The sequence below is a fragment of the Trichlorobacter lovleyi genome (assembly GCF_015239775.1).
In the GTDB taxonomy this organism is placed as follows: Bacteria; Desulfobacterota; Desulfuromonadia; order Geobacterales; family Pseudopelobacteraceae; genus Trichlorobacter; species Trichlorobacter lovleyi_B.
Genome location: NZ_CP058409.1, coordinates 1955337 through 1980294, shown reverse-complemented (window position 1 = coordinate 1980294; position 24958 = coordinate 1955337). Strand labels below are relative to the sequence as shown.

Genomic DNA, 24958 nt, shown 5'->3' with positions numbered 1-24958 from the left:
GTATGAACAAGGAAACAACCATCGTTGGTGTAGCTGCCCTGATCATCGGTTTCCTGTTGGGTGCACTGGTGGGTGCGAAGTTCATGTCCGGCAGCGGCACTTCTGTTGGTCAGCAGGCAGTGCAGCAGGGGGGCGGGGCAATGCCCAATCCTGGGCAGGCTGCGGCCAGGGTTGCCGAGCTTGAGCAAGTGGTCGCCAAAGATCCCAAAAATCTGCAGGCCTGGATTACCCTTGGTAATGACTACTTTGATGCCAATCAGGCCCAGAAAGCGGTGCAGGCCTATGGTAAGGCACTGGCAATCGATCCGAATAATGCCAATGTGTTAACTGATCAGGGCGTTATGTTCCGTGCCCTGGGTTTCTTTGACCGGGCCCTTGCCAACTTTGAGAAGGCCAACAAGATTGATCCCAAACATCTGCAAAGTCTTTTCAATATAGGTATTGTCTATGCCGTTGACCTGAAACAGCCGGCCAAGGCCAAGGCAACCTTTGAGGCCTTGTTGCAAAAGGATCAAACCAGTGATCTGGCCCGGCAGGCCAGAGAGATGCTCCAGCAGCTTCCTGCTGCCAAGTAGTCAGAAAGGTTTTGAAATCCCCCGCCAGCCGGGGGATTTCAATTTCTAACATGCAAAAACAATGGAAACTCAAACAGACTGCAGCGTCCACGGTGGCTGCCCTGGCCTCCGCCACCGGGCTTTCACCGGTTACCGCCAGCATTCTGTCAGGCCGGGGGCTGACAGAGCCGGAGCAGGTTGCGTCATTTTTGAACCCAACCCTGGCGGCCATGCTTGATCCGTTTCTGATGGCCGGTATGGAGCAGGCGGTGGTGCGCCTTGTTGCTGCCCGAGCTGCAAAGGAGCCGGTCTGTATTTATGGCGATTATGATGTGGATGGCATCAGCGCTACGGCACTGCTGGTATCCGGGTTCACGGCAATGGGGCTCACTACCGGATACCATATCCCCAACCGGATGGAGGATGGCTACGGGCTGAATGCTGATGCCCTGCGTCTGATCAAAGAGCGGGGCGCCGGGATTGCTGTCAGTGTTGATTGCGGGGTTACCGCGATTGAGGAAGCCCGTATCAGCCGCAGTATCGGGCTGGATCTGATCATCACAGATCATCACCAGTTGCTCGATCAACTGCCGGATGCGGTGGCTGTGATCAATCCCCATCGTTCTGATTGCAGCTATCCTTTCAAGGGGCTGGCCGGGGTAGGGGTGGCCTTTAATCTGCTGGTGGCTCTGCGGAGCCGTCTGCGTGACCAGGGAGCCTTTGACGGCAATGGGCCTGACCTGCGGCAATGGCTCGATCTGGTGGCGTTGGGCACCATTGCCGACCTGGTGCCGCTGGTGGACCAGAATCGCCTGCTGACTGCCGCAGGTCTGCAGCGGATGGGTGAAGGCAGCCGTATCGGTCTGGCTGCGTTAAAACAGGTTGCCGGTATCAAAGGCGAGGTCAGCAGCGGTCAGGTCGGATTTCAGTTGGCCCCGCGGCTGAATGCTGTTGGACGGCTTGAGAGTGCCGTGCCCGGTGTCGAACTGTTGCTGAGCGAAGATCCGCAACAGGCCGCAGCATTGGCTGCAGAACTGGATGGGGCCAACCTTGAACGGCGTCAGGTGGAACGCCGGATCTTTGATGAAGCCATAGCACAAATTGAGGCACAGGGCGGCCTTCAGGACCGGAACAGTATTGTGCTCTCGTCCCCTGACTGGCATCAGGGGGTGGTGGGGATTGTGGCCTCCCGCCTGGTGGAGCGCTACTATCGTCCCACCCTGCTGGTTGCCGAGCGGGACGATGCCTCCGGCAAGGGTTCGGGCCGCAGCATCAGTGGTTTTCATCTACTGGAGGCCCTGCATGAATGTGCTGACTTTCTTCAACGCTACGGCGGTCATCGTGCCGCAGCCGGTGTTACGGTTGAACCCGGGCAGATGGCTGCCTTTGCCGATGCCTTTGAACAGGCGGCGCTGACGCGGCTCGGGGATCAGGAGCTGATCCCCGAACTAGTGCTGGATGTTGAGGTTGCACCCCGTGATTTGACATCTGCACTGGTTGCTGAACTGCAGCGTCTGGGCCCTTTTGGTATGGGGAACGCAACACCGGTTCTACTGCTTAGGCAGATGCAGGTTCTGGACTGTCGTAGCTTTGGCGAAGGACATCTCAACCTGCGGCTACAGCGGGATGGGCTCCAGTTTAAGGCTGTGGGGTGGGGTATGGCAGAGCGGACCGTACCGGCACTGGTGGATCTGGCCTGCACGGTCAGGCTTGAAACCTGGAATGGCCGTGAGCAACTCAAGCTGGAGTTAAAGGATTTTCGTTCTTCAGAGGATTACCATGCAGCGTAATGAACGTTTTGATAAGGCCGAGCGGATTATCCAGGTTGGTTTCTGGGTCAATGCTGTTCTGATGGTCATGAAACTGGCAGCTGGATACTGGGGCAGGTCTGATGCCGTCTTCGCTGATGGTGTTGAGTCAGCCTGCGACTTTATCGCCATTGGCAGTACCATGGTTGCCCTTAAACTGGGACGTCAGCCCTATGATGAGCAGCATCCCTATGGCCATGGACGTGCAGAGTCTCTGGCGGCCTTGTTGATCTCGCTGGTGATCTGCGCAACCGGCATCTGGATTTTTGTTGATGCCGTGCAAGCCATTCTACGCCATGATTTTAAATCTCCCGGCTGGATTGCCGTTGCGGCAGCAGCTCTGACCATTATCATCAAGGAGTGGTTGTATCGCTTTTCAACAGCCACCGGAAGACAGCTTGAAAGCCCGTCTCTGCTGGCCATTGCCCAGGATCACCGTAAAGATGCCCTGACCTCGATTGCCACTCTCGTCGGTGTTATTGGTGCGTTTCTGGGATGGGGCATCATGGACCCGCTGGCAGCAGCGTTGACATCCTTTTTTATTCTGCATATCGGCTGGGAAACCTTCCGTGGGGCTACCCATGACTTGATGGATGGTTCAGTGCATGGCGAGTACATTCAGGATGTTACCAACCTGGCTGAGGCGGTTGAACATGTCGAGCATGTTCATGAAATCCGTGCCCGCCGATCAGGGCAGTACATTATTATCGACCTGAAACTGGATATGGACCCGGAGATGACGGTCAAGCAGTCCCATGACGTTGCAACTGAGGTGAAACGTCAGATCTTTGAACGGTTTCATAATGTTGGAGATGTCATGATCCATATTAATCCCCATGATGAGGAACATGATGACCTGATCAGACTTTGAGCAAAGGACGCCTGGAACCGTACCAGGATAGTTCGGATAATAGATCGTCTGGTGATTTGTTGGTGAAGTAGAGGTAAGACCATAACAACACGAAAGGCCCCGGTTATCACGCCGGGGCCTTTCGTGTAATTGATAATTATCATGCTTTCTCTTGTAGTTCATTACGTAGCGGTTAAATCACCATATATATGGCTGTAGCTGCGTTTCTGCACTTCCTGTCCGGGTGGTTTTGGCGTTGTGCTCAAGTTGTAATCTGTTCACATTGCGCTATAGTCTCACATAAGAAAGAGAATCAATCCTCGCCCACAGACAATTAAATCCAATGAGGTGTCTTCCATGTCAGATAAGCAGAACTTATCGCATAAAGGGGTGTCAGGGTATGTCAAACTGCTATTCGTTGGTGTCATTATCACGAATCTTGTAGTCTGTCTGTTGTCAGGTGCAAACGTCTACCGGGGCCATGTGCAGCATAAGGAGGAGGCCAAGACTGCAACTCAGAACATTGCGCAAGTGCTTGAACAGAATATCAATGGCGTCTTTGACAAGGCCGAGCTTATTGCCCATGCAGTAACAGAGGAGGTTGAACGGCAACTGGCCAATGGCAGCGTCAACGGTGCACAACTGAACAGATACCTGGGAAACAGACTCAAAGATCTTCCGGAACTGGTGGCCATCCGTATTATCTCTGCCGGTGGCACCATCCCTTATAGCAGTGAACCATCCTACACACCTGATCCGAAAGTAAATGTTTCTGACAGGGAATATTTTAAACAACTCCGCGATAATCCTGATGCAAAGACCATTATAACCAATCCTGTTTATGGACGTATCAGTGGCCACTGGGTCATTCCGGTTGCCCAGCGCATAACCGGGCCAGATGGCAGGTTTGCCGGTGTTGTTCTTGTATCCGTGTCCCAGCAACATTTTACCAATCTCTTTGCAACCCTGACTATCGGGAAACACGGAGCCATTGCCCTCAGGGACCAAGATCTGAAGGTTATTGCCCGTTACCCTGAAAGCAGGCTGCCTGGCACTGTTGGCCAGAAATCAACCAACAAGGAGTTTCTCAGGCTTGTTCAGAAGGGAGACACTGCAGGTACCTTCACAGGGTATTCAAGTTTCGATAATGTGGAGCGGATTTTTTCTTTCAGAAAGCTTGCTCACCACCCAATGTACGTACTTGTTGCCCAGGCTGACAGTGACTATCTGGCCACATGGCACACCAGCCTCTATCAGTCTTTACTGCTGGTCAGCTGCTTTATGGCCGCCAGTCTCTTCGCCGCACGTCAGATGTACTTGCGTTGGCAAAGCGATCAGGCAGCCGTTGTTGCCCTTCGAAAATCCCATGATGATCTTGAGCAGATGGTTGAAGATCGTACCGTTGAACTGTATCAAAAGAATGTTGCTCTTACCGTTGCCAAAGAGGCATGGGAACACACCTTCAACGCCATATCCGATCCGCTCATGATTATTGATCGTGAGTTCAAGATACTTGAAATTAACCAGGCTGCTCTGGACAAGTTGCAGATGACCCACGATGAGGCCTTGGCAATAACCTGCCTGTCCTGCATCGACGGAACTGATACGCCGCCGGATTACTGCCCGCAGGCCAAAACTCTGCAAACCCTTGCCGGTTATAGTACAGAGGCTCCAATCGAACGGTTTGACGGCCATTATATCATCTCTACAACCCCACTTTTTGATTCCGAAGGGAACTACCAGGCCAGTGTCTACCTTGCCCATGATATTACCACACGCAAGCAGGTAGAGCTGGAGCTGGCTGAGTCAAAATCCCTGCTGACCTCTATCTTTGAAAGTACGGAAGATATGATCTGGTCGGTTGATCCTGTCTCATTCGGCTTAATCTCTTTTAACAGCTCGCTTGCCCGGTATTTTGCGGCGTGTCTTGGTATTGCCATTGAACAGGGGATGCGGCCTGAGGATCTGTTTCCTGTTGATGAGTTTGTGCAGATATGGAAGACGTTTTACCGGAAGGTGCTTGAAGATGGGCCATTTACCATTGAGTATGTAGCCTATTCAGGCACCACCTCATTGGAGTTGAGTTTTAACCTTCTGAAACGTGATGACACGGTATTTGGCATTTCTGTGTTCGGAAAGGATATTACCGAACGTAAGCAGACGCAGCAGGCCCTTCAATCCCTCCTTACTGAACATACCAACGTACTCAAAAATATTCCTGTGGGTGTGTATAAATACCGGTTACGCGCTGATGGCACGATCGGTTTTGATTATGTCAGCCCGGTCTGGTGTCAGCAGATCGGTTGTTCCTATGAGGATGTCTTGCGCAACCCTCAGGTAGCATTTGATCTCATTCACCCGGAGGATCTGCCAGGTCTTCTGGCAGCAAGTGAACAGGCTACAAAAGAAATGACAGCCATGAACTGGACTGGCAGGGTGTATAGCAATGGCTCGTTACGCTGGTTTAATATCCAGTCAAGCCCCGAGTTGCTGGAAAATGGGGATATCATTAAAAATGGCATCCAGCTGGATATTACCGAAAAAGTTCAGATGGAACTTGAACTGAAGCAGGTCGCTGACAGATTTGCATCAGTCATTACGGCATCACCAGTACCTAAGGCAATTAACAACTCCCAAGGTCAGATCACCTTCCTGAATCCTGCCTTTACCAATGCCTTCGGCTATATCCTGGATGATATTCCTACTCTTGAGGACTGGTGGCTAAAGGCCTACCCTGATCCAGTCTATCGCCAGCAGGTAATTGAGAATTGGAGCGCAAGATTCCACAAGGCTGAAACAGATCACACCGGCTTTGAACCGATGGAGATTATTATCAGATGTAAAGATGGATCTGACCGGATTGTGGTTGCCAGTGCAGCTCCTCTCGGTGACGCGTTTGTTGGAGAACATCTGGTTATCCTCTACGACATCACCGAGCATGTCCACGCCGCTGAAGCGCTTAAGCAGAGTGAAGAACGGTTGCGTATTATTGGTGACAACCTCCCCGGCGGCATGACCTATGAACTTGACATGGGGCATGCTGGAGAACTGCGCTCATTTACCTATCTCAGCGCCGGTGTGGAAAAGCTGCATGGTGTAGCTGTGGACGAGGTGAAGAACAACCCCCAATTGCTCTATGGTCAGTATGTTGAAGAAGATCAGAGAGCGATGGCAGATGAAGAAAACCGTGCTCTTGCAACGATGACATCATTTCAGATAGAGGCACGGTATCATACACCCGCCGGGGAGGTCCGCTGGAGCCTTATCAAGTCAACCCCCCGCCGCGCCTCAGACGGTCATCTGCTTTGGAGCGGCATTGAGGTTGATATCACCTGCCAAAAGCAGACTGAGGCCTTGTTGCGAGAAAGCCAGGCACAACTGCGTGGTATTGCCGATTCAAGTCTCAGTGCAATTATCATGATAGATGCGCATGGCATGATTACCTTCTGGAACCCGGCAGCTGAAGCAATTACGGGCTATTCAACCCAAGAGGCGCTAGGTAAAGACCTCCATCAGGTACTTGTGCCTACACGTTATCACGCCGCATTTAAAGAGGCGTTTCCGCTGTTCAGCAGTACAGGCCAGGGGCAGGTTATCGGCAAAACAATTGAACTTGATGCCCTGCGAAAGGATGGGGTGGAAATACCGGTATTGGTCAGTCTCTCATCAGTCCAACTGCATGGTGAGTGGCATGCGGTTGGTATTATGCAGGATATCTCTGAATTAAAAATGTACCAACATAGACTGATTGAGGCCAGGGAAGCTGCCGAGGCAGCCAACCGCGCTAAAAGCGAATTCCTTGCCAATATGAGCCATGAGATACGGACACCCATGAACGGGGTGATCGGCATGGCCCAATTGCTGGGTTTCACTGAGCTTACTGCAGAACAGGAAGAGTATCTGCAGAGCATCGAAACTTCAGCTAACAATCTGTTGATATTGATTAATGATATTCTGGACCTGTCTAAAATTGAGTCGGGCAAGATTGAGTTGGAATACACTGATTTCTCACTAAAGAGGGCACTTCAGGATATTATTACAACGCAGAAATCACGGATTTTCGAGAAGCACCTTGAGTTGAAAAGTGAGATCGCAGATGACCTGCCGGAGGTAGTAAATGGTGACCAGCTGCGAGTGAAACAGATTCTGCTTAACCTGCTGGGGAATGCTGTTAAGTTTACTGACCAGGGCGGTATAGCGGTCAGTGTATCGATACTGGAGCGTGTTGCAGACAAAGCTATAATCAGGATAACGGTCAGTGATACCGGTATCGGTATCACCCCTGAATCATTGCAGAAAATTTTTGACCCCTTTGTGCAGGCGGATTCAAGCACGACCCGCCGTTTTGGTGGCACCGGTCTTGGGCTTGCCATCTGCCGTAATCTGGCCCAACTGATGGGTGGGGGCATTACTGTAGAAAGCACTCCTGGGGCTGGCAGCAGCTTCCATCTGGATCTTCCCTTTGCCTTAATCGAGCAAAAGGCATCAACAGCTTCACCTGACCTGCAGACAACTAACCTGTACACACCAGCACGGTCGCTAACCGTCCTGATAGCTGAAGATAATCAGCTGAATCAGCGCACTGTTGAAATGATCCTGCACAAGATCGGACATCAGACGGTCTGTACCGGCAATGGACAGGAAGCCTTGGAACGTTGGCGCTTGGGCAGTTTTGATGTCATTTTGATGGATATTCATATGCCGGTCATGAATGGTGTGGAGGCCCTTGAACAGATCCGTTCAGAAGAGCAGGCAACCGGCCTGAGAACACCAATAATTGCCCTGACTGCAGATGCCTTGAAGGGGGTTGAAGAACAACTCAAGAAAGCGGGATTTGATGGTTATCTGACAAAACCTTTGAAGATAAAGGATCTGGCAGCTGAGCTTGTAAGGGTTACGGAAAAATAGAGTGGGGGGGGAATAGCTGCTGCAGGCTTCTTGAGAATAGTGTGTCAGTCTCTTTCTGTTTCTACTGCCTACCCTCTGATATACGAAAGGCCCCGGTTCCCACGCCGGGGCCTTTCCGTTTTCATGGCGGAAAACGTGCCTTTAGGCCTTTTCAGGTACCGCTTTTTTCACCGGGCCGTTCATACGGATGGCAGCGGCAAACTCCATCCAGAAGACGAGGTAGATTGAGATCATCAGTGAGAGACCGATATTCTGGTTCTCAGCACCCAGTGCCTTGGCAAGAATAGGTGATGCAAAGCCGGCGCCAAGGGTACCGGTTACCCGCTCAAGCAGGTAGAAGACAGGCAGGGTCAACAGCGTACCGACAAGCATGATTGAGATACCGGGAATCCGCTTGATCCAGTACTTGGGGGAAAAACCGAACATACGCATGAAGATAACAACCCAGATAATCCAGACCGAGTAATCAACCGCAGCGTCCGGCAGGGCAAGCTTGTTTTTAACCAGCGCCACTTCAAGGATGGTTACAAAGGCCAGCAGGGTGAAGAGCCAGTTGAATTTTTCTGAAGCCTGGGTCTGCCAGTTACGGCTATCCGGTGCTGGTGCCTCGTTGTAGGAGTGGTTGTGGGTTCCCAGGGCAGAGAACAGGATGGCAAACCAGATGCCGGCGTTGTGGAACAACAATGAGGAATGGTTGCCGGCAATGTTGGCAATACGGGCCATCGGATCACGGATGAAGTCAGCAGCAATACGCATCAGGAACAGGTTGACGATGACGGAACAGGCAACAATGACGGCAAGGGTGAATATCCTTCGAGGTAACAGATAGGGGTCAACTCGATCCGGAAATCCAAGAATAAAGGCAAACCAGATCAGGTACATGATCAATGGGATACCAAAGCAGATGCCATAGACCGAGTTGCCGGCAAAATCGCCGCTCTGGGCGTAGATGATAAATTTGTCTTTTATGGTTGCGTCAGTATTGGCTGCCCTGACGACATCCTTGGGAACAGTCTTGAGATGTGGCAGCAACCCCATGGCATACCAGCCATGGTCGCCCTGGGTGGTGTCAACGACCCAGTAGTTGTCGCCCATCATGTCGTCCAGACCCTGGAAGATACGCATGTTGAAGGCGGCACAGATAACACAGACCACCAGAAGCAGTGCAGCGTGGGATAGTTTCATCGGCATGACAGATCTCCTCCTAATCCTTGTGAGTGGTCCAGAACATTGAGACCGCATTGGCGGCAAACAGGCCATACAGCCACATGGTGTTCCAGGCCGGGCCGGACCAATGACTGCCGTGTCCACCACCAATGACACCAGCTGCAACAATGATCCCCACCATGGCGGTAAAGGAAACCATGGCAACTGCCCGCAGGATAGAGCTGTTACGCCAGGTGTGGCGCTCCAGTTCTTCGATCCGCTGCATCAATTCAAGCTCTCTTTGGGTCATGTCTCTTCTCCTTTGCAAAGATGACGACGGTAAACAGTATACTAACTGTAAGGACTATCAGAAGCGTTGCTGGATCTGTCTTGCTCGCAAGCATGTAGAGCATGGGAGATTCCTTTCAGGCTGCAGCGACAAGCAGCATATCTTTTTGAGGATAACGGTCTGCCAGTTCCTGGTATTTTGCGCATTCGCAGTAGCGTTTACTGCAGTAGCGGATGATCATGTTGACGTCGTATGGTGAGATGTAGCCACACCCGACATCGCAAAAATCATCATTTTTTCCATAAAAAGGGCAGATCGGTTTGTTCGGCATTCTGTGGTCCTGGCTGGGCGTAATGCACATATGTCTGTTGCTAAGCAAACGTTATGCCATCTAAAAAATATGTGTAAATACGGTATGTTGTGTTTGTGGTGGTGGTTTTGTGGCAGGAGCGTAAATCTGTGTTGTTGTTGTTAACATATTGATATTATTGTTATATGTTCTTATTTTGTGCCAAACATCCGGTTTGCATTTGTGCAAACAGCGACTGGATTATCTGCAATGTTGCATAAATGCAAATGGGGGGCACCAGGCCCCCCATTGATACAATACGTATTTTTGAGTTTAAAGCTTCAAGGCACGGTGACCGCCTTTTGCAGCAAGAGGTACATGGTCTCATGTGAGCTGTCATAATGACTGAAGAGGGGCGTTGCCCGCCGAACCGTTCCGGAAACCCTGGTTTTAGTCACTGGAGGTGTCCTGACCACCTGTTTGCCTGCCTTTCCCTTGCCGGACGGCAGTTCTGCCAACAGAGAAATCATGGCGCGCTGGGCAGTCACTGTTGCAGCGCGTTTGGCGGTAACTCTATCCCCGCTGGCTGTTCCCAGTACCAGAATGTACCCGGTCTTTTTGACATCCGCTGCAGTTGCCGTGATCTGCAGGCCTCGTTGCTCAAGGAACTGCTTGATCTCTGCCGGAACAGCCTGACTCGGTTGGTCAGCCGAAACAGCAGGGTGGCATAGAAGAACAGTCATTAGTACGGCCACAGCTGTTATAAACAGGTTTTTCATGGTGACTCTATCCTGTTATCTAACTAGCGTTCCTTTGTCCAACTGGTACTGCCGCTACGCCGCGGTCCGGAAAGCTCCTGCACTCTGCCTGTTGCGGTATGGCCGTCAGGTGCGAAGGTGACTTCATAGAAGCCGGTTACCGCACCGTCACGGGTAACATAATCAATCCTGAAACTGCCGGAAGAGGTGAAATAGGCCGGTCCTGAGGCGTTTCCCAGACCATGTTCCTGGGCGTGGTAGCGACCGTCAGCACCCTGTGAAACCACCCAGGTTGCACCGGGGTGGTGGCGCCAGGTCCCGACCGGATTGACCGTGCCGGCGGCCTGATCAGACAGACTGACCGTACCCATCAGGTAGGCAAAACGTTTGTCAGGTTCACTCCAGATGGAGAGCGCAGTATTGTGATACTTGGCATTTAATTCTTTTTGGGGATACCAGGGGTCTGGTTGAACGGTGACCGGACGTCTGGCTGAGCTGCTTGCCACGGCCGGCTCGTACCAGTCAGAGCGCTCATCCGGTTCGTAGATAGCCCAGGAACTGCGATCAGTTTTGAAGACGATTCTGCCGCCATCATCAACTGCCAGCAGCATCAGACCGAAGCTGCCCCCTCTGCGGCCTCCGACCGTAAAGATATCGCCGTTATGCAGGGTGGCTCTGGCTGAGAAAGCAGGGCGCGGTGCCTCATCAGGCCGGGTCTTGAACGAAGGTGAGTATGAGCGCAAGGCCTTGCCGTTCAAATAGACATCAGCGTCATCAGCCATGTGCCAATAGATGGTAACCGGAATGCCTGAGCCGGTGTCGGCAGGATATGCTGTGCTGCCACTGCTGTCATGTCCGAACACCTCGACCTCTGCCAATGACAGCCAGTTCTGGCCGGCAAGCTGAACCCGGACATAGCGTCCCTCGCCGGCAACAGCAACCGTTGTCTCTCGTGCAGCAGCACCTTGATGATGGAAGTGCCAGATGGACGGGTCATTCAGCAATGCCTGCAGATTGTTACCTGAAAACGGATTGGCTGAGACCAGGACGTAAAAATTAGAGAGCCGCTCACTGCAACAGTCTGTCCGGTTCCAGAGTTTGATGGTCTGAATCTGTTTCTGGCTGCCAAGATCAACCTCCCACCAGTCATTGGGGGAGTTGTTGGTGTGGGTTACACTATTGGCAGAATAGTTTCCGTCTTTATTGCCATCTACCGCGCGCTCTGGATTGCCGCCGTAACCCGTACTGGACTGACGGGCCTGTTTTCTCAGGGCGAGGTTTTTGACTGTTCCTGTGTCTCCACCGGCAAGGGGAGGCACAACCGGATCAATGGAGACGGTGTCAGTTTGTTCTGCAGTCCACGGGTACCGGCCAGAACCGTGCTGGGTAAAGACCCCCTGCATCCGGCCTCCCTCCATGACTCCCAGATATTTTTGATCGGCCGCAGCACGGCGGAAGAATATGGCATTGCGGTACACCTGCAGATCCAGCATCTGTTCCCAGTTGCCATGCAGGTTAAAACGTCCGCTGTAGTTATTCTGGGACCCTGAAAGTTCCATCGTTCCAGGGTAGCCATTGAAGCTTATCTTCCATTGTTCTGCCCACAGGTGGGTAGAGAGTAGAATTGACGCTAAAACGAGATAAACAATAGTACGGATCTGGCGTTTCATGGCGTCCCCCTTGCTGGATCTGGCTAAAGATTAACCAATGATAATCAAATAGCACTGATTCTGTTTTTTGCAAGCAAGCAAACGCCCTGGGCAGAACTGTCTGCCCAGGGCGCGTAAAGGTGCCATATATTATGCTGTCAGCAGACTGATCAGTGGATGATCAGTTTCCCGTCCTCAAACTCCACCCGCAAGGTGCCGCCATCAGTTACTTGTCCGGCAATAATGGCCCGGGCAACCTTTGTCTCCAGCTCTCGCTGGAGGTAGCGTTTCAAGGGACGGGCACCATAGATCGGGTCATAGCCGGCCCGGGCAATCTGCCTCAAGGCTTCGTCACTGATCTCCAGGTTGATCCGGCGGTCCTTCAAACGCTCCACCAGCTGTCTGGCCAGCAGACCGGCAATGCGGGTGACCTCATCCAGGTGCAGCGGCTTGAACAGTACGATATCATCCACCCGGTTCAGGAATTCAGGCCTGAAGGCATGCTTCAGCTCATTCATAACCGCGATCCTGGCTGATTCGCGGATGTCGCCATCAGGTGTGATTCCTTCAAGCAGATGTGGCGCACCTATATTTGATGTCATGATGATCACCGTGTTCTTGAAGCTTACGGTGCGACCGTGACTATCGGTGACCCGGCCGTCATCCAGGATCTGCAGCAGGATGTTGAAAACATCCGGGTGGGCCTTTTCTATTTCATCAAACAGCAGCACACAGTAGGGTTTGCGGCGTACCGCCTCGGTCAACTGACCACCCTCCTCGTAGCCCACATAGCCTGGAGGGGCTCCAATCAGGCGCGAAACGGCAAATTTTTCCATGTACTCAGACATGTCGATCCGCACCATGTTTTCCTCCGAGTCAAACAGAGACTCGGCCAGGGTCCGGGCCAGCTCGGTCTTACCAACCCCGGTGGGGCCCAGGAAGATGAATGAGCCGATCGGGCGTTTGGGGTCCTTGATACCGGAGCGGGCCCGCAGTACGGCATCTGCCACCAGCTGCACTGCCTCATCCTGACCTACCACCCGCTGGTGCAGGATCTCGTCCAGCTTGAGCAGCTTGTCCCGCTCAGTCTCAACCAGCCGTGTAACCGGAATACCGGTCCAGTGGGCAACGATCTCGGCTATCTCGTCTTCGGTTACCTCTTCCCGCAGCAGTTTCTGGCCACCCTGTTTACTGTTGAGGGCTGCCTCTTCATTCTTGAGAGCGGTTTCAAGACCGGGCAGTTCAGAATATTTCAACTTAGAGGCCTGTTCCAGGTTATAGGAGCGTTCGGCCTGCTCAATCTCGCGGCGGGTCTTCTCAATCTGTTCCCGTAGTCCCTGTACCCGCTGGATCGCTACCTTTTCAGCATCGTACTGGGCCCGCATGGAATCGGCTTTTTCCCGCTCTTCCACCAGCTCTTTGCGCAGTGTTTCAAGGCGTTCACGACTGGCCTGATCCTTTTCATGCTTGAGCGCCTGTTCTTCGATCTCGAGCTGCACCACCCGGCGGGAGATGGTGTCAAGTTCAGACGGCAAGGAGTCGATCTCGGTGCGCAGCATGGCGCAGGCCTCGTCCACCAGATCAATCGCCTTGTCCGGCAGGAACCGTTCGGTGATATAGCGATGGGAGAGGGTGGATGCGGCCACCAGGGCATTGTCCTGAATCTTGACCCCGTGATGCACCTCAAAACGTTCCTTAAGGCCGCGCAGGATCGAGACCGTATCTTCTACGGTGGGCTGATCAACCAGTACCGGTTGGAAACGGCGCTCAAGGGCCGGATCTTTCTCTATGTTTTGGCGGTATTCATCCAGGGTGGTGGCACCGATGCAGTGCAGTTCCCCCCTGGCCAGCATCGGCTTCAGCATGTTGCCGGCATCCATGGCCCCTTCCGCCTTGCCGGCCCCAACAATGGTGTGCAGTTCATCAATAAACAGGATGATTCTTCCTTCTGCCTGCTTGATTTCGTTTAAGACCGCCTTGAGACGCTCTTCAAACTCCCCGCGGTATTTGGCACCGGCAATCAGAGAACCCATATCCAGGGCAAAGATGGTCTTGTCCTTCAGTCCTTCAGGCACATCACCCTTCACGATCCGCTGGGCCAGCCCCTCAACCACGGCGGTCTTGCCCACCCCCGGCTCACCGATCAGGACCGGGTTGTTCTTGGTCTTGCGGGACAGGATACGGATCACCCGCCGGATCTCTTCGTCACGGCCGATGACCGGGTCAAGCTTGTCGGTACGGGCCATCTTGACCAGGTCGCGACCGTATTTCTCCAGTGCCTCATAGGTCTCTTCCGGATTGGCCGAGGTTACCCGCTGGTTGCCCCGGACTTCAGTCAGGGCGGCCAACAGCCGTTCCTGCGTGATGTTGTGCTGTTTGAGCAGCTTGCCGGCGCCGCTGCCTTCTCCTTCTGCCATCAACGCCATCAGCAGATGTTCAACCGAGATATAGTCATCCTTTAACCGCTTGGCTTCAGACTCGGCAGCCACCAATAAACGGGAAAAACGTTGCGATACATGGATCTTGCCCGGTTCCGCACCCGGGCCGGAGACCCGTGCCCTGCGGTCAAGCTCGACCTCGGTGGCCTTGAGCAGGCTCGGAACATCCACATCCATCTTGGACAGAATACGGGGCACCAGGCCGTTTTCCTGATCCAGCAGGGCCCAGAGCAGATGTTCGCCATCCACCTCCACATGGCCATAACTGGTTGCTTTAGCCTGGGCAGCCCCCAGGGCCTCCTGTGATTTTTGGGTCAAGCGATTGATGTCCATACAGTTTGCTTCCTTTCATCAGTACATGCGGTACCTGTAATTAGAGCTAAGCATGTGAACCGAATAAGTCAAGGCATGGCAACAAAAAAGCCCCCTCTGGTTTCGGAGGGGGCTTTGCTACGCGGAACGGGTCAGCTATCTGACCCTCCTGTTATTTGAAGAGTGTAACCTTACCGTCGTCAAGGTCGTACTTGGCGGAAACAATCTTCAGCTTTTTTTGTTCAACCAGATGTTGCAGTACCTTTGAATTTTTGGTCAGGTTTGCGGTGACCAGTTTGACGTTCGTATCAATAACGCACTCCACATACTCACTCTTTCTGGTTTTTTCACACTGTTTATCTTCTTTGCAGGCAGCGCAATCTTTGGTTGCCTTTTTGATGGAAGGGGCAATAGTCTTCACGATTGCGCCAATATTGCCGTGGGCCTTGCCTTTGGCATCAACAGTGGCTGTTACCGCACCGCAGCGCTCATGGCCAAGCACCATGACGAGAGGTGTGCCAAGGTGTTCAGCGGCATATTCAATGCTGCCCAACACCACCGGGTCAGGGATATTGCCGGCCACCCGGATCACAAACAGTTCGCCAAGGCCGCTGTCAAAAAGCAGTTCCGGTGGAACACGTGAATCTGAACAGGTCAGGATGATGGCGTACGGTGATTGAGACTTTGTCAGGGCTGCCCGTGATGCCGTGGTGCAGCGTTGGGCTGCAGTCGGTTTTTCATCCAAATAGCGTTTGTTACCCTCAACCAGTTTTTGCAGCGCCTCGTCAGCCGATATTGCCGGATGGGTGGCTGAGGCAAATACCAGGCCTGCTGCCAGCAGTGCGGATCCGATTATCCCAGCGATGATTCTTTTTACCATTGTAGACCTCCCCGTTGATTTGTCATTCTGGACATGTACCGCGCATCAGACCGTTGTTAGCCATCATTGTCTTGATTTTTATAACCTGAACTGACGAACCAGCCGCTGTAATTCCTCCGCATTGCCGGCCAGCTGACTTGCTGCAGCTGCCGACTCTTGAGCACCGCTGGCGGTATCTTGCACCACATCACTGATCTGATGGATGTTGTTGGTAATCTCACTGGTTGTGGCTGTCTGCTCTTCGGCTGCTGTTGCCACCTGATTGACCTGCATTGACACATCATTGATTTTAGAGAGAATTTCCTGTAATGCCTCGCCGGAGCGGGCAGCATCTTCGGTGCCTTGCTGTACCTCTTGAACCCCTTGTTCCATCTCACCAACTGCTGCCCTGGTCTCGGTCTGGATCGCCTTGATCATCTCACTGATCTCACGGGTGGCGCGGGTGGTTCGCTCAGCAAGGGCCCTCACCTCATCGGCAACCACGGCAAAACCACGGCCCTGTTCACCGGCGCGGGCCGCCTCAATGGCAGCATTCAAGGCCAGTAGATTGGTCTGGTCGGCAATATCTTCAATCGTGGCAACAATGGCACCGATCTGATCAGAGCGGGAGCCAAGAGAGGCAACCGTCTCAGCTGAGCTGCGTACGCGGCTGGCGATCCGCTCCATGCCGCAGATCGTGGAAGAAACCACACTGGAACCGGTTACCGCAGCCTGTGTGGCCTGGCTGGAACCATCAGCAGCCTGCTGGCAATTGTCGGATATGCTGCTGCTGGTGGCAGCCATCTCTTCGCTGGCTGTTGCCACAGTGGCTGACTGGGCTGCAACCTCTTCAGCCCCGGTGGCGATTCTGATGGCCGTGGCTTGCAGCTGGTTGGCAGCAGAGGCCACTTGGGTTGAGGTGTCAGCCACCTTGGTGAGCGTTGTGCGCAGTCCTTCAGTCATGGTGCGGAACGCCTCGCTCAGTTCACCGACTTCATCCCCGGAGCGATAATCAATCTGTACCTGCAGGTCACCATCAGCGACCTGGCGGGCCTGGCCAGCCAGAGTCGTTACCGGCAGACTGATGGAACGCGAGATAATCAGCCCCAAGACAAAGGCCAGGATAGATCCAAGCGCTGCTGCCCCGATCATGATCCAGCCAGCCCTGTTTGCGGTAACGGTGTTCTGGTCAGATATGGATTTGCCTGATTTTGTTAAATATTCACTAAGCTTGTCTATTGATTCAATTTCTGCCCGTACTGCCGTGCTAGCTGCATCGCCTTTGAGGAGTTCCAAGGCATCTGCGTGCTTGTTTTCTTTTGCCATGGCAATGGATTGATCTAAGAAGGGAATGTAGCTTTTGCGTGCGTTTGAAAGTTCATCAAACAATTTTTTTGCTTCTGCGTCTGGCAGGTTTTTTTCAAGCTCTTTATCAGCTGTTTCGATGGTTGATCGTAATTCGTTGATTCTTTTGGTAAACTTTTCTGTTTCGGCAGTGTCTTTTGCCGCCAGGAGGTCACGCAGATTAACCCGCATGCGATGAAAACTGGCAGCAATAATCCCGATTTTTGCTGTAGGTGTAAGTCCTTTTTCATAGAGCATGGTGTCGGCATCATCAATCCTGTGGATCTGAAAATAACCGAAGATGCCGATCAGCATGGCAATCAACGCCACCACCAGAAAACTACCGATCAACTTGGGACCGAGCTTGATGTTTGACAGCATAATTGCCTCCTGGCCATGATGTTTGTTTCTGACACCGGTTCGTAACATCACGGTGTCAAATTTTGTATACCAGTATTTGGAGCAAGTACAAGGTCAGGTGTAAAGTTTATTTACACTTTTGCGCTGTACAAAAAAATATACCCGGCACGATCAGTCGCCGGGTATATCTGGTCTGGTATGCAGTGCTCTCGGGAATAAAGGAACGTACCGGGATGTCTGAAACAGCACAGCCGTGCGATAGATAGCTGGGCTGAACTATTCGATTACTCCCTTCAATTCCTCAATCAAGCCACCCAGAAAATCATAGCCCTTCTGCCATAAATCGGCAGATTCGATATCAATGCCGGCCAGTTTAGCCGTGTCGGCGGGCGACAGGGCACCGCCTGACTCCAGGAGTGCCCGGTAGCCTGGTTTAAAACTCTCTCCGGTCTCGCGGTACTGCTGGTACAGGGCCAGCACCAGCAGTTCGGCAAAGGTATAGGAGTAACAGTAAAAACGGCTGTGAATAAAGTGACTGATGTAGGACCAGCCCCAGCTGTAGGCCGGAATCATCTCAACCGCATCACCAAACAGTTTTGCATTCTCTTCCAGCCAGATCTGGCTGATCCGGTCATTGGAGAGCAGGCCGTTCTGACGTTCTGCATGCAGCCGCATCTCAAAGCGGGTCAAGACGGTCTGGCGGAAGGTGGTGGCGATGATATCCTCAATCTTGGCGCAGAGCAGGGACTTGCGGACTTCAACATCCTGCTCCTGGTCCAGCAGCATGCGGGTCAGCAGCATCTCGCCAAAGACCGAGGCGGTCTCAGCCAGAGGCAGCGGTGCGTGGTAGTTGAGGCTGTTCTGCTTCTGGGACAGGACAAAATGCAGACCATGGCCGGCTTCGTGGGCTATGGTTGCAATATCACGCAGGTTATTGGTGAAGTTTAAGAGCAGGAAGGGGGGATCAATTGGTGAGATCCCCATGGCAAAGGCACCGCCGGACTTGCCCTGGCGTGGCATGACATCCACCCTGCGCTCGTCAAAAAAGGCCTGGATAATATCGCCGAACTGTGGATCGTAGTTCCGGTAGGCAGCAATGGTCAGGTTGCGGGCCTCATCAAAGCTATACTTTTTTTGCGCCTCAGCCACCGGTGCATAGACATCGCAGTTGCGGATCTTGTCCATCCCCAGCATCTTCGCCTTAAGGCGAAAGTAATCCTGGGCCAGTGTGTAGTTGGCCTCAGTGGTCTGCATCAGGTGCTCCACCGCCTCGTCGGTCAGTTCGTTGCCGATGTTGGTGGGCTGGATTGCAGACTGGTAGCCACGCAGTTCCATCTCCTGACCATGGTCCAGGGCCATGGTGTTGAAGACCGTGCCAAAGACCAGGGCATTGCCGGACTCTGCATGTTTTTCCAGAAAACAGGTCTGGGCGTTAAAGCGGATCTCTGCCGAGGGATGGTGCAGTAGGGAGAGCAGTTCTTCACCGGTAAATTCCTTTATCTCGCCTTCAAACTCCATCCGGTATGTCAACGAGGCAGACAGTTCATCAAACAGTTTGGTAAAGGCCCGGCTGCCGGTCAGGTCTTTGCGGGTCAGCAGACGTTCCTCATTTTCCTGCAGGGTGTACGGTTTGAACTTGCGAATACCTTCCAGAAAGTGAACAAAAGGAGCGGCATCAGGCAAACTGCAGACCTGCGCGAACAGCTCATCGGGTAGGTTCATCAGCTCCAGATCAAAGAACAAAAGCGCTTGCGAGAGGCGGCTGCCCAGCTCGGAGCAGCGCTGGGACAGGGCGCGGTGGGTCTCGTTGCCGGAGTCGGAGGCAAACAACAGGTGGCTATAGCAGAACGGCTTTGCCATCCGGGTCTGCATCGCCTCGTACTCAGACAGGGCCTTGAGTATGTCAGCGGCATCCAGTGTTGCGATCTTTTCAAAATATTGAGCGCGAAAGTCAGCGGCAAGCTGGTCAAATGAAGCAAGGTCCGCCTCAAGCTCAGGAGAGTCAGGGGCAGGGTAGAGCAGGGCGGTGTTCCAGGTCAGGTCTATGGTTGTCATAAAATGGCAGCTCCTCGTAAAAGAATGAGTTGCCATCATTCAGTGTTTGCCTGCTTTTGTCAAGGCAGAGCCGAACGTGTCAGTGCCAGGCAAAGGCAGCCATTGAGATGACGCCATAGGTGGCGGCATTGTGTAGCAACTCCGGCTTCAGACCTGCTCCCATGGCAACAAAGAGGGGCAACAGGTGTTCCGGCGTGGGATGGTTCTGTACAGCATGCGGACCTTGGTGCTGGTAGTCAAGCAGGGCGGCCTGGTCATTGTTGAGAATTGACGTGATCAGCCAGTTGTTAAACTGCTCGACATAGGCTGGCATTTCCGCATCAATGGGGCGCCCGAAAAAATCACGCAGGTTGTGGGTTGCTGAACCGCTTGCCAGGATCAGAACATCCTCTGTTCTCAAGGGGGCTAAGGCCTTGCCAATGGCCAGATGGTGAGCTGGACTGAGATTGGGCTGCACCGATAGCTGGATAACCGGGATGTCAGCCAGCGGGTAGATCAGTTTCAGCGGCACCCAGGCGCCATGGTCGAGGCCACGCTGCGAGTCCTGTTGTACGGCAATACCTTGCTGGTGCAGTGCCTGTTGCACACGTTCAGCCAGTTGCGGGCTTCCCGGGGCAGGGTAGGTCATCTGATACAGCTCATCCGGAAACCCGCCAAAGTCATGGATGGTCTCTGGATAGTGCGTGCTGGTAACGGTTGGTTGATGGGTGGTCCAGTGTGCTGATATGGCTATGATTGCCTTGGGTCGTGGTAGCGATTGCCCCAGACTGGTCAGAAAGGAGCGGGTTGTCCCCGGCTCAAGAATCAGCGTTGGTGCGCCATGTGAGATAAAAAGTGCCGGTAGTGCTGTTTGCATGGTGGATCACTCCCGTAAAACACCGGAGCCCATACAGGTGCTGAGGTACGGGCTCCGGCAATGGGTTGGCAACATCAGTTGGTGCCAGAGAAACGGCGTGCCAGTTCTGCCACCCGCTGGCCCAGCAGTGCTGCTGTTTCATGGTCATTGGGCGGTGGCACGGCATCCGGACCCTGGTCGTTGTTTGACTGGGCCATGGCCCCCAGGAACGAGCCGAGACGGTTGTTGTCGGTGATGTTGGCGGTACTGGCGTTGTTTCCCGGCAGCATGCCCAGGCTGACCCAGATCATGCCGTGTTGAGCGGCAAAGATTGCCTGTTGTATCAAGGTGTTGAGTTTGTCGCCGCTTTGGCTTGAAGAGTTGGTAAAACCGGCAGCCAGCTTGTCTTTCCACTTCTGTTCCATCCAGAATTTGGCGCTGGCCTCCATGAATTTCTTGAACTCAGCTGAAGCGCTGCCCATATAGGTTGGGCAACCAAAGATGATGGCATCGGCTTGATGCAATGTCTCCCAGTTATGTTCAATATCTTCAACCGACAGTAAAGAAACGGTACTTCCTGCAACTCTGGCTGCGCCTTGTGCCACTGATTTGGCAACTGCTTCGGTATGGCCGTAGGTGCTGTGATAGATAATGGCTATGGTTGACATGACGAGTTCCTCCTGATTATTTATTGATCTGTTGTTTGATCAGCTCTACGTCCAGGGTAATGGTTATGTCGTTACCAACGGCAACGCCGCCGGTTTCAAGCACAGCGTTCCAGAGCAGGCCAAAATCCTTGCGGTTGATGGTGGCACTGGCGGTTGCTCCACGCCTGAGATTCCCCCAGGGGTCTTTACTGGTTTTCTCCGGTACACGGGCATTCAGCACCACTTGACGGGTGACGCCGTGCAGAGTCAGGTTGCCAATGATCTGTAGTGTGTCCTTGCCTCCTTTGATGATTTTTTGAGAGACAAAGGTCATGGTCGGGTACTGGGCAACATTGAAGAAATCAGCACTTCTGAGGTGTTCATCGCGCTTTGCAACGTTGGTGTTGATGGAATTGGTATCGATGGTGACCGTAACAGTTGATTTGGTGATATCGTTGTCATCAAGGGTAACAACACCGTTGAACGTGGTGAACGCACCATACACATTGGCAATCATCAGGTGCTGTACCTGAAAGCCGACATGCGAGTGTTCCGGATCGATCTTCCAGGTTGCTGCCTGGCTTAATGCCGGTATTCCCAGTGCAATGATGGTTATTAGTGAAAAGATTAGGCGTTTCATGATCTTCCTCCTGTTTCTGACGTATGTTTTGCTTTTGAATTGTTTGCCAATTTTTTTACGTGGTTGCTTTACCTAGCCCAAGTTTCTTGCACAATCCTCCTAACAGCTGCTGCTCAGTATCGGAAAGTACGTTCATTTCAGCAACTATTGCCGCTTCAACAGTGGCATAAACCTCCTTGATGAGCTGCTCCCCATTGTCTGTCAGATGAATGTTCAGGTAGCGGCGGTCATGCCGGTGCCGCTCCCTGCGAACCAGATCCCGTTTTTCCAGATTATCAATCACCATGGTGATATTGCCGGTGCTTCGCAGGATTTTTGCCGCAATATCCCGCTGACAGAGTGGCCCTTTATGCAACAATGCCTCAAGCACACCAAACTGGCTTATGGTCAGATTTGCGGCTGCCATATGGCGACTGGTACGTGCTGTTACCGATTCCGCAGCGCGCATCAGCTTGGTATAGCAGGCTAAACTCTGTTGTATGGCTGGCTTCTTTGCATTCATGATCATCACCAATAGGTCAATGCTTTATTGTTTAATATTAAACTATTCTTCCTGAGTAGAAAGGTCAATAAAAAAATGCCTGGTTTGGATGTCCCGGAGAAGGAGTTAAGCCGCCCGGAGATACTGCACAGGCCAGGACGCTTCTGTCTTGAGCTGCTGGGCAGCAGAAAGCGGCCAGGAAGGATTTCGCAGCAGTTCACGACCCAGAAAAACAGTGTCGGCAAGACCAGTGGCAACAATCTGTTCAGCCTGTATCGGCGATGTAATCAACCCCACCGCTCCTGTGGCAATGCCAAGCCGCTGCTTAATGGCTGTGGCAAAGCCGGTTTGAAATCCTGGCGCTGCCGGAATGACAGCATCAGGCACCAGCCCGCCAGTGGAACAGTCAATCAGGTCAATGCCGATCAGCTGCAACTGTTTGCAGAGTTCAAGTGATTGTTCAAGATCCCAGCCGTTATCAACCCAGTCTGTTGCCGATATCCTGACAAAAACCGGCAGGTCGGCAGGCCAGGCCTGTCTGACTGCCTGTGCAATCTGTAACGGAAAGCGCAGCCGGTTTTCAAGGCAGCCGCCATACCTGTCTGTGCGTTGATTGGTGATCGGCGACAGAAACTGGTGTAACAGATAGCCGTGGGCCATATGCACCTCTACAACCTCAAAACCGGCTGATGCAGCCCGCAGAGCTGCAGCAACAAAGTCAGATTCTATTTTTTGCAGATCAGCATCAGTCAGTTCTTTGGGCACGGTATAATCAGGTGCAAACGCAAGCGGACTGGGAGCCACCGTTTGCCAGCTGCCTTCGGAGCCAGCGAGTGGGCCACTGCCATGGCAGGGGGGGCGGGTGGATGCTTTCCGTCCGGCATGGGCAAGTTGTAATGCTGGAATGGCACCCTGCTCTTTGATAAAGCGGGTTATGGGGATAAAGGCGCTGGCTTGATCACTGTTCCAGAGACCGCAATCAAGGGGGCTGATTCTGCCTTCGGGGCACACAGCCGTAGCTTCCACCATGATGAGTCCTGCGCCACCGGCAGCCCTGCTGCCATAGTGTACCAGATGCCAGTCCGTGGGAATGCCGTGGGCACTTGAGTATTGGCACATGGGGGACATGAAGATACGGTTTCTGGCTGAAAGGCTACGCATCCGGAAAGGAGAAAAAAGGTGGTTCATGGTCTGCTCCTGTCTGGCACCAAGCCATAGAACGTATGGCTGTGCTAACTGAGTACTGCTTTCAGATCATCTAGGGTGTCTATATCCCTGAGTGGCGGCAGACAACAGACATCCAGGTTTAACTGGGTGCAGGCGTGACAGGTCTGCCCAAACACGAACTCGGTACTCCATTGTATACCCTGAAAGAACCGGGGGGAGAATAAGTTGCTGTGACAGCCGATCAGGCAGTAGCCGCCATCCTCTGTTGGGCCGATTACTACATCATGCTGTTGCAAGGCGCTGAATGCAGCCTGCAGGTAGTTGGCATCCAGGCCGGGAATATCGCTGCCGATCAGGACAACCTGTTGGTTGCCTTCGGCAAACAGTCTGCTAAAGGCAGCGGCCATCCGCTCACCAAGATCAGCCCCCTCTTGAGGCAGGCAGAGCTGTGATGCCTGCTGCCATGCAGACGGCAACAGAGTTGGATCAGAGCCGTCAAAGAACAAGGCCAGTGGCGTACCGCTGGCCTGTACCTGCTGAATCGTGCGATCAGCCAGAGTGCGGTAGATAGTGCAGGCTTCATCTGCACCGATAGCCCTGGCCAGGCGGGTCTTAACCCGGCCGGGGATAGGCGGTTTGACGAACAGGGCTACGGTTTGGAGCATCGCTGGTAGTTGCCCTGCCAGTAGTGGCTGGTCTGGTTGTCTTTGTAGGAACGGTACGAAAGCTGATTGCCGGAGAGTGTCATGACAGCGTGGATTGTCTTGCCGGAGCTCTCGCCCTTTAAGGTGGCAATCAGTTTGTTACCTGCTTCAGAGGCGACTCCCTGAGAATAATTCTTACCCTGCCAGCCTTCTGTAAGCCTGACAGAGTAGAGTTCTGTGCCTGAAGCAACCCAGATAATGTCATCCGGCATTCCGCTGTGCTGAGGGCGGCACCAGGTTCCGCTAAAATCGGCGGCCAGGGCAGATGTGGCAACCAGGAACAGACAGCTGCAAAGTACTGTTTGAACTGTTTTCATGATAGTTTCTCCTGCAATCGTAAAGCAGTTATTTCAGCAGCAGTTCGGGCTTCATAACATCCAGCAGCTTGAGCAGTTCTGCCTTTGACAATCCCTTGGGCTGGGCTGATTGTCCCATCTGACTGATGGAGATCACCTTGCCTGATTTCTCATATTTGATGGCTATCTGGCCAAAGCCGCTACCGTCGCTGTAGACTGCCGGCAGTCCTTTGTAACTGAAGGATTCCGGTTTTTTCTTGTTGATCACCTGTTGAAAGCTCTTGAAGCTGGCAAGCGGATGCAGATGCACCCCCAGTACATCTCCTTTGCTGCTCATCCAGCCGGCCATGAAAACACCGGGATCAGTCTGGTCCACACCGCCATAACTGTAACCGGCAAGCTTTACCGTCTTGGCCCATTTATCAAACTCCGCTTTACCCGGACCTGCGGCAAAGGCACAGACAATGTTTAACAGCACCAACAGACAGGAGATTACTGCTACTCTCTTCATGGGGATTCCTCCATAGGATCATTAATTTTGTTTGTTTGTGTAACACATTACCAGTTAC

The 24958-nt window shown here is 53.0% G+C and carries 21 protein-coding genes; 4 read left to right on the top strand and 17 right to left on the bottom strand.

Features of this window, described 5'->3' with window-relative positions; all coding sequences use genetic code 11:
* The first annotated feature begins 2 nt into the window (after nucleotides 1-2).
* From FY034_RS09135 to FY034_RS09120, 4 genes are all read left to right on the top strand, one after another.
* Entirely contained in the window at nucleotides 3-575 is a 573-nt protein-coding gene (locus tag FY034_RS09135; RefSeq protein ID WP_265549801.1) for a tetratricopeptide repeat protein, read from the top strand.
* A 50-nt stretch (nucleotides 576-625) separates the two neighbouring features.
* Entirely contained in the window at nucleotides 626-2344 is a 1719-nt protein-coding gene (gene recJ / locus FY034_RS09130) for a single-stranded-DNA-specific exonuclease RecJ (RefSeq protein WP_265549799.1), read from the top strand.
* Nucleotides 2334-3233, top strand: coding sequence for a cation diffusion facilitator family transporter (locus FY034_RS09125; protein WP_265549797.1), 900 nt, complete (start codon nucleotides 2334-2336; stop codon nucleotides 3231-3233). The genes recJ and FY034_RS09125 overlap by 11 nt, the downstream gene beginning before the upstream one ends.
* Nucleotides 3234-3569: 336 nt before the next feature.
* Nucleotides 3570-8120, top strand: coding sequence for a PAS domain S-box protein (locus FY034_RS09120; RefSeq protein WP_265549795.1), 4551 nt, complete (start codon nucleotides 3570-3572; stop codon nucleotides 8118-8120).
* A gap of 141 nt (nucleotides 8121-8261) precedes the next feature.
* On the opposite strand, the gene FY034_RS09115 is transcribed toward FY034_RS09120, so the two are convergent.
* The 17 genes from FY034_RS09115 to FY034_RS09035 all read right to left on the bottom strand — a co-directional run bounded on the left by FY034_RS09115 (nucleotide 8262) and on the right by FY034_RS09035 (nucleotide 24900).
* Nucleotides 8262-9311 (bottom strand): hypothetical protein, encoded by a 1050-nt coding sequence (locus FY034_RS09115; protein ID WP_012470057.1) that lies wholly within the window; start codon nucleotides 9309-9311, stop codon nucleotides 8262-8264.
* 13 nt (nucleotides 9312-9324) lie between these two features.
* The gene (locus FY034_RS09110) at nucleotides 9325-9576 is read right to left on the bottom strand and encodes a hypothetical protein (RefSeq protein ID WP_012470056.1); all 252 of its coding nucleotides are present in this window, start codon (nucleotides 9574-9576) and stop codon (nucleotides 9325-9327) included.
* 115 nt (nucleotides 9577-9691) lie between these two features.
* Entirely contained in the window at nucleotides 9692-9886 is a 195-nt protein-coding gene (locus FY034_RS09105) for a hypothetical protein (RefSeq protein ID WP_012470054.1), read from the bottom strand.
* A 299-nt stretch (nucleotides 9887-10185) separates the two neighbouring features.
* Nucleotides 10186-10623, bottom strand: coding sequence for a hypothetical protein (locus FY034_RS09100; protein ID WP_265549789.1), 438 nt, complete (start codon nucleotides 10621-10623; stop codon nucleotides 10186-10188).
* A 23-nt stretch (nucleotides 10624-10646) separates the two neighbouring features.
* Nucleotides 10647-12272 (bottom strand): discoidin domain-containing protein, encoded by a 1626-nt coding sequence (locus tag FY034_RS09095; RefSeq protein ID WP_265549787.1) that lies wholly within the window; start codon nucleotides 12270-12272, stop codon nucleotides 10647-10649.
* A 149-nt stretch (nucleotides 12273-12421) separates the two neighbouring features.
* Nucleotides 12422-15022 (bottom strand): ATP-dependent chaperone ClpB, encoded by a 2601-nt coding sequence (gene clpB / locus FY034_RS09090; RefSeq protein WP_265549785.1) that lies wholly within the window; start codon nucleotides 15020-15022, stop codon nucleotides 12422-12424.
* A 151-nt stretch (nucleotides 15023-15173) separates the two neighbouring features.
* Nucleotides 15174-15881 (bottom strand): carbonic anhydrase, encoded by a 708-nt coding sequence (locus FY034_RS09085; RefSeq protein ID WP_265549783.1) that lies wholly within the window; start codon nucleotides 15879-15881, stop codon nucleotides 15174-15176.
* Nucleotides 15882-15959: 78 nt separating this feature from the next.
* The gene (locus tag FY034_RS09080) at nucleotides 15960-17585 is read right to left on the bottom strand and encodes a methyl-accepting chemotaxis protein (RefSeq protein WP_265549781.1); all 1626 of its coding nucleotides are present in this window, start codon (nucleotides 17583-17585) and stop codon (nucleotides 15960-15962) included.
* 255 nt (nucleotides 17586-17840) lie between these two features.
* Nucleotides 17841-19619: a M3 family oligoendopeptidase gene (locus FY034_RS09075; protein ID WP_265549779.1), complete on the bottom strand. Its 1779-nt coding sequence runs from the start codon at nucleotides 19617-19619 to the stop codon at nucleotides 17841-17843.
* 79 nt (nucleotides 19620-19698) lie between these two features.
* On the bottom strand, nucleotides 19699-20475 hold the full coding sequence (locus FY034_RS09070) for a DODA-type extradiol aromatic ring-opening family dioxygenase (RefSeq protein WP_265549777.1): 777 nt from the start codon (nucleotides 20473-20475) through the stop codon (nucleotides 19699-19701).
* Between the two features lie 74 nt (nucleotides 20476-20549).
* Complete coding sequence (locus tag FY034_RS09065; protein ID WP_265549775.1) at nucleotides 20550-21122, bottom strand: flavodoxin family protein; 573 nt, start codon at nucleotides 21120-21122, stop codon at nucleotides 20550-20552.
* 16 nt (nucleotides 21123-21138) lie between these two features.
* Nucleotides 21139-21741, bottom strand: coding sequence for a YceI family protein (locus FY034_RS09060; protein WP_265549773.1), 603 nt, complete (start codon nucleotides 21739-21741; stop codon nucleotides 21139-21141).
* A 55-nt stretch (nucleotides 21742-21796) separates the two neighbouring features.
* Nucleotides 21797-22243, bottom strand: a complete 447-nt coding sequence (locus tag FY034_RS09055) for a MarR family winged helix-turn-helix transcriptional regulator (RefSeq protein WP_265549771.1) — start codon at nucleotides 22241-22243, stop codon at nucleotides 21797-21799.
* Between the two features lie 105 nt (nucleotides 22244-22348).
* Nucleotides 22349-23410 (bottom strand): NADH:flavin oxidoreductase/NADH oxidase, encoded by a 1062-nt coding sequence (locus tag FY034_RS09050; RefSeq protein WP_265549769.1) that lies wholly within the window; start codon nucleotides 23408-23410, stop codon nucleotides 22349-22351.
* Nucleotides 23411-23454: 44 nt separating this feature from the next.
* Nucleotides 23455-24054, bottom strand: coding sequence for a TIGR04282 family arsenosugar biosynthesis glycosyltransferase (locus FY034_RS09045; RefSeq protein WP_265549767.1), 600 nt, complete (start codon nucleotides 24052-24054; stop codon nucleotides 23455-23457).
* Complete coding sequence (locus FY034_RS09040; protein ID WP_265549766.1) at nucleotides 24039-24410, bottom strand: hypothetical protein; 372 nt, start codon at nucleotides 24408-24410, stop codon at nucleotides 24039-24041. Before FY034_RS09040 ends, FY034_RS09045 begins: the two co-directional genes overlap by 16 nt.
* A 28-nt stretch (nucleotides 24411-24438) precedes the next feature.
* The gene (locus FY034_RS09035; protein ID WP_265549763.1) at nucleotides 24439-24900 is read right to left on the bottom strand and encodes a hypothetical protein; all 462 of its coding nucleotides are present in this window, start codon (nucleotides 24898-24900) and stop codon (nucleotides 24439-24441) included.
* Nucleotides 24901-24958: the final 58 nt, after the last annotated feature.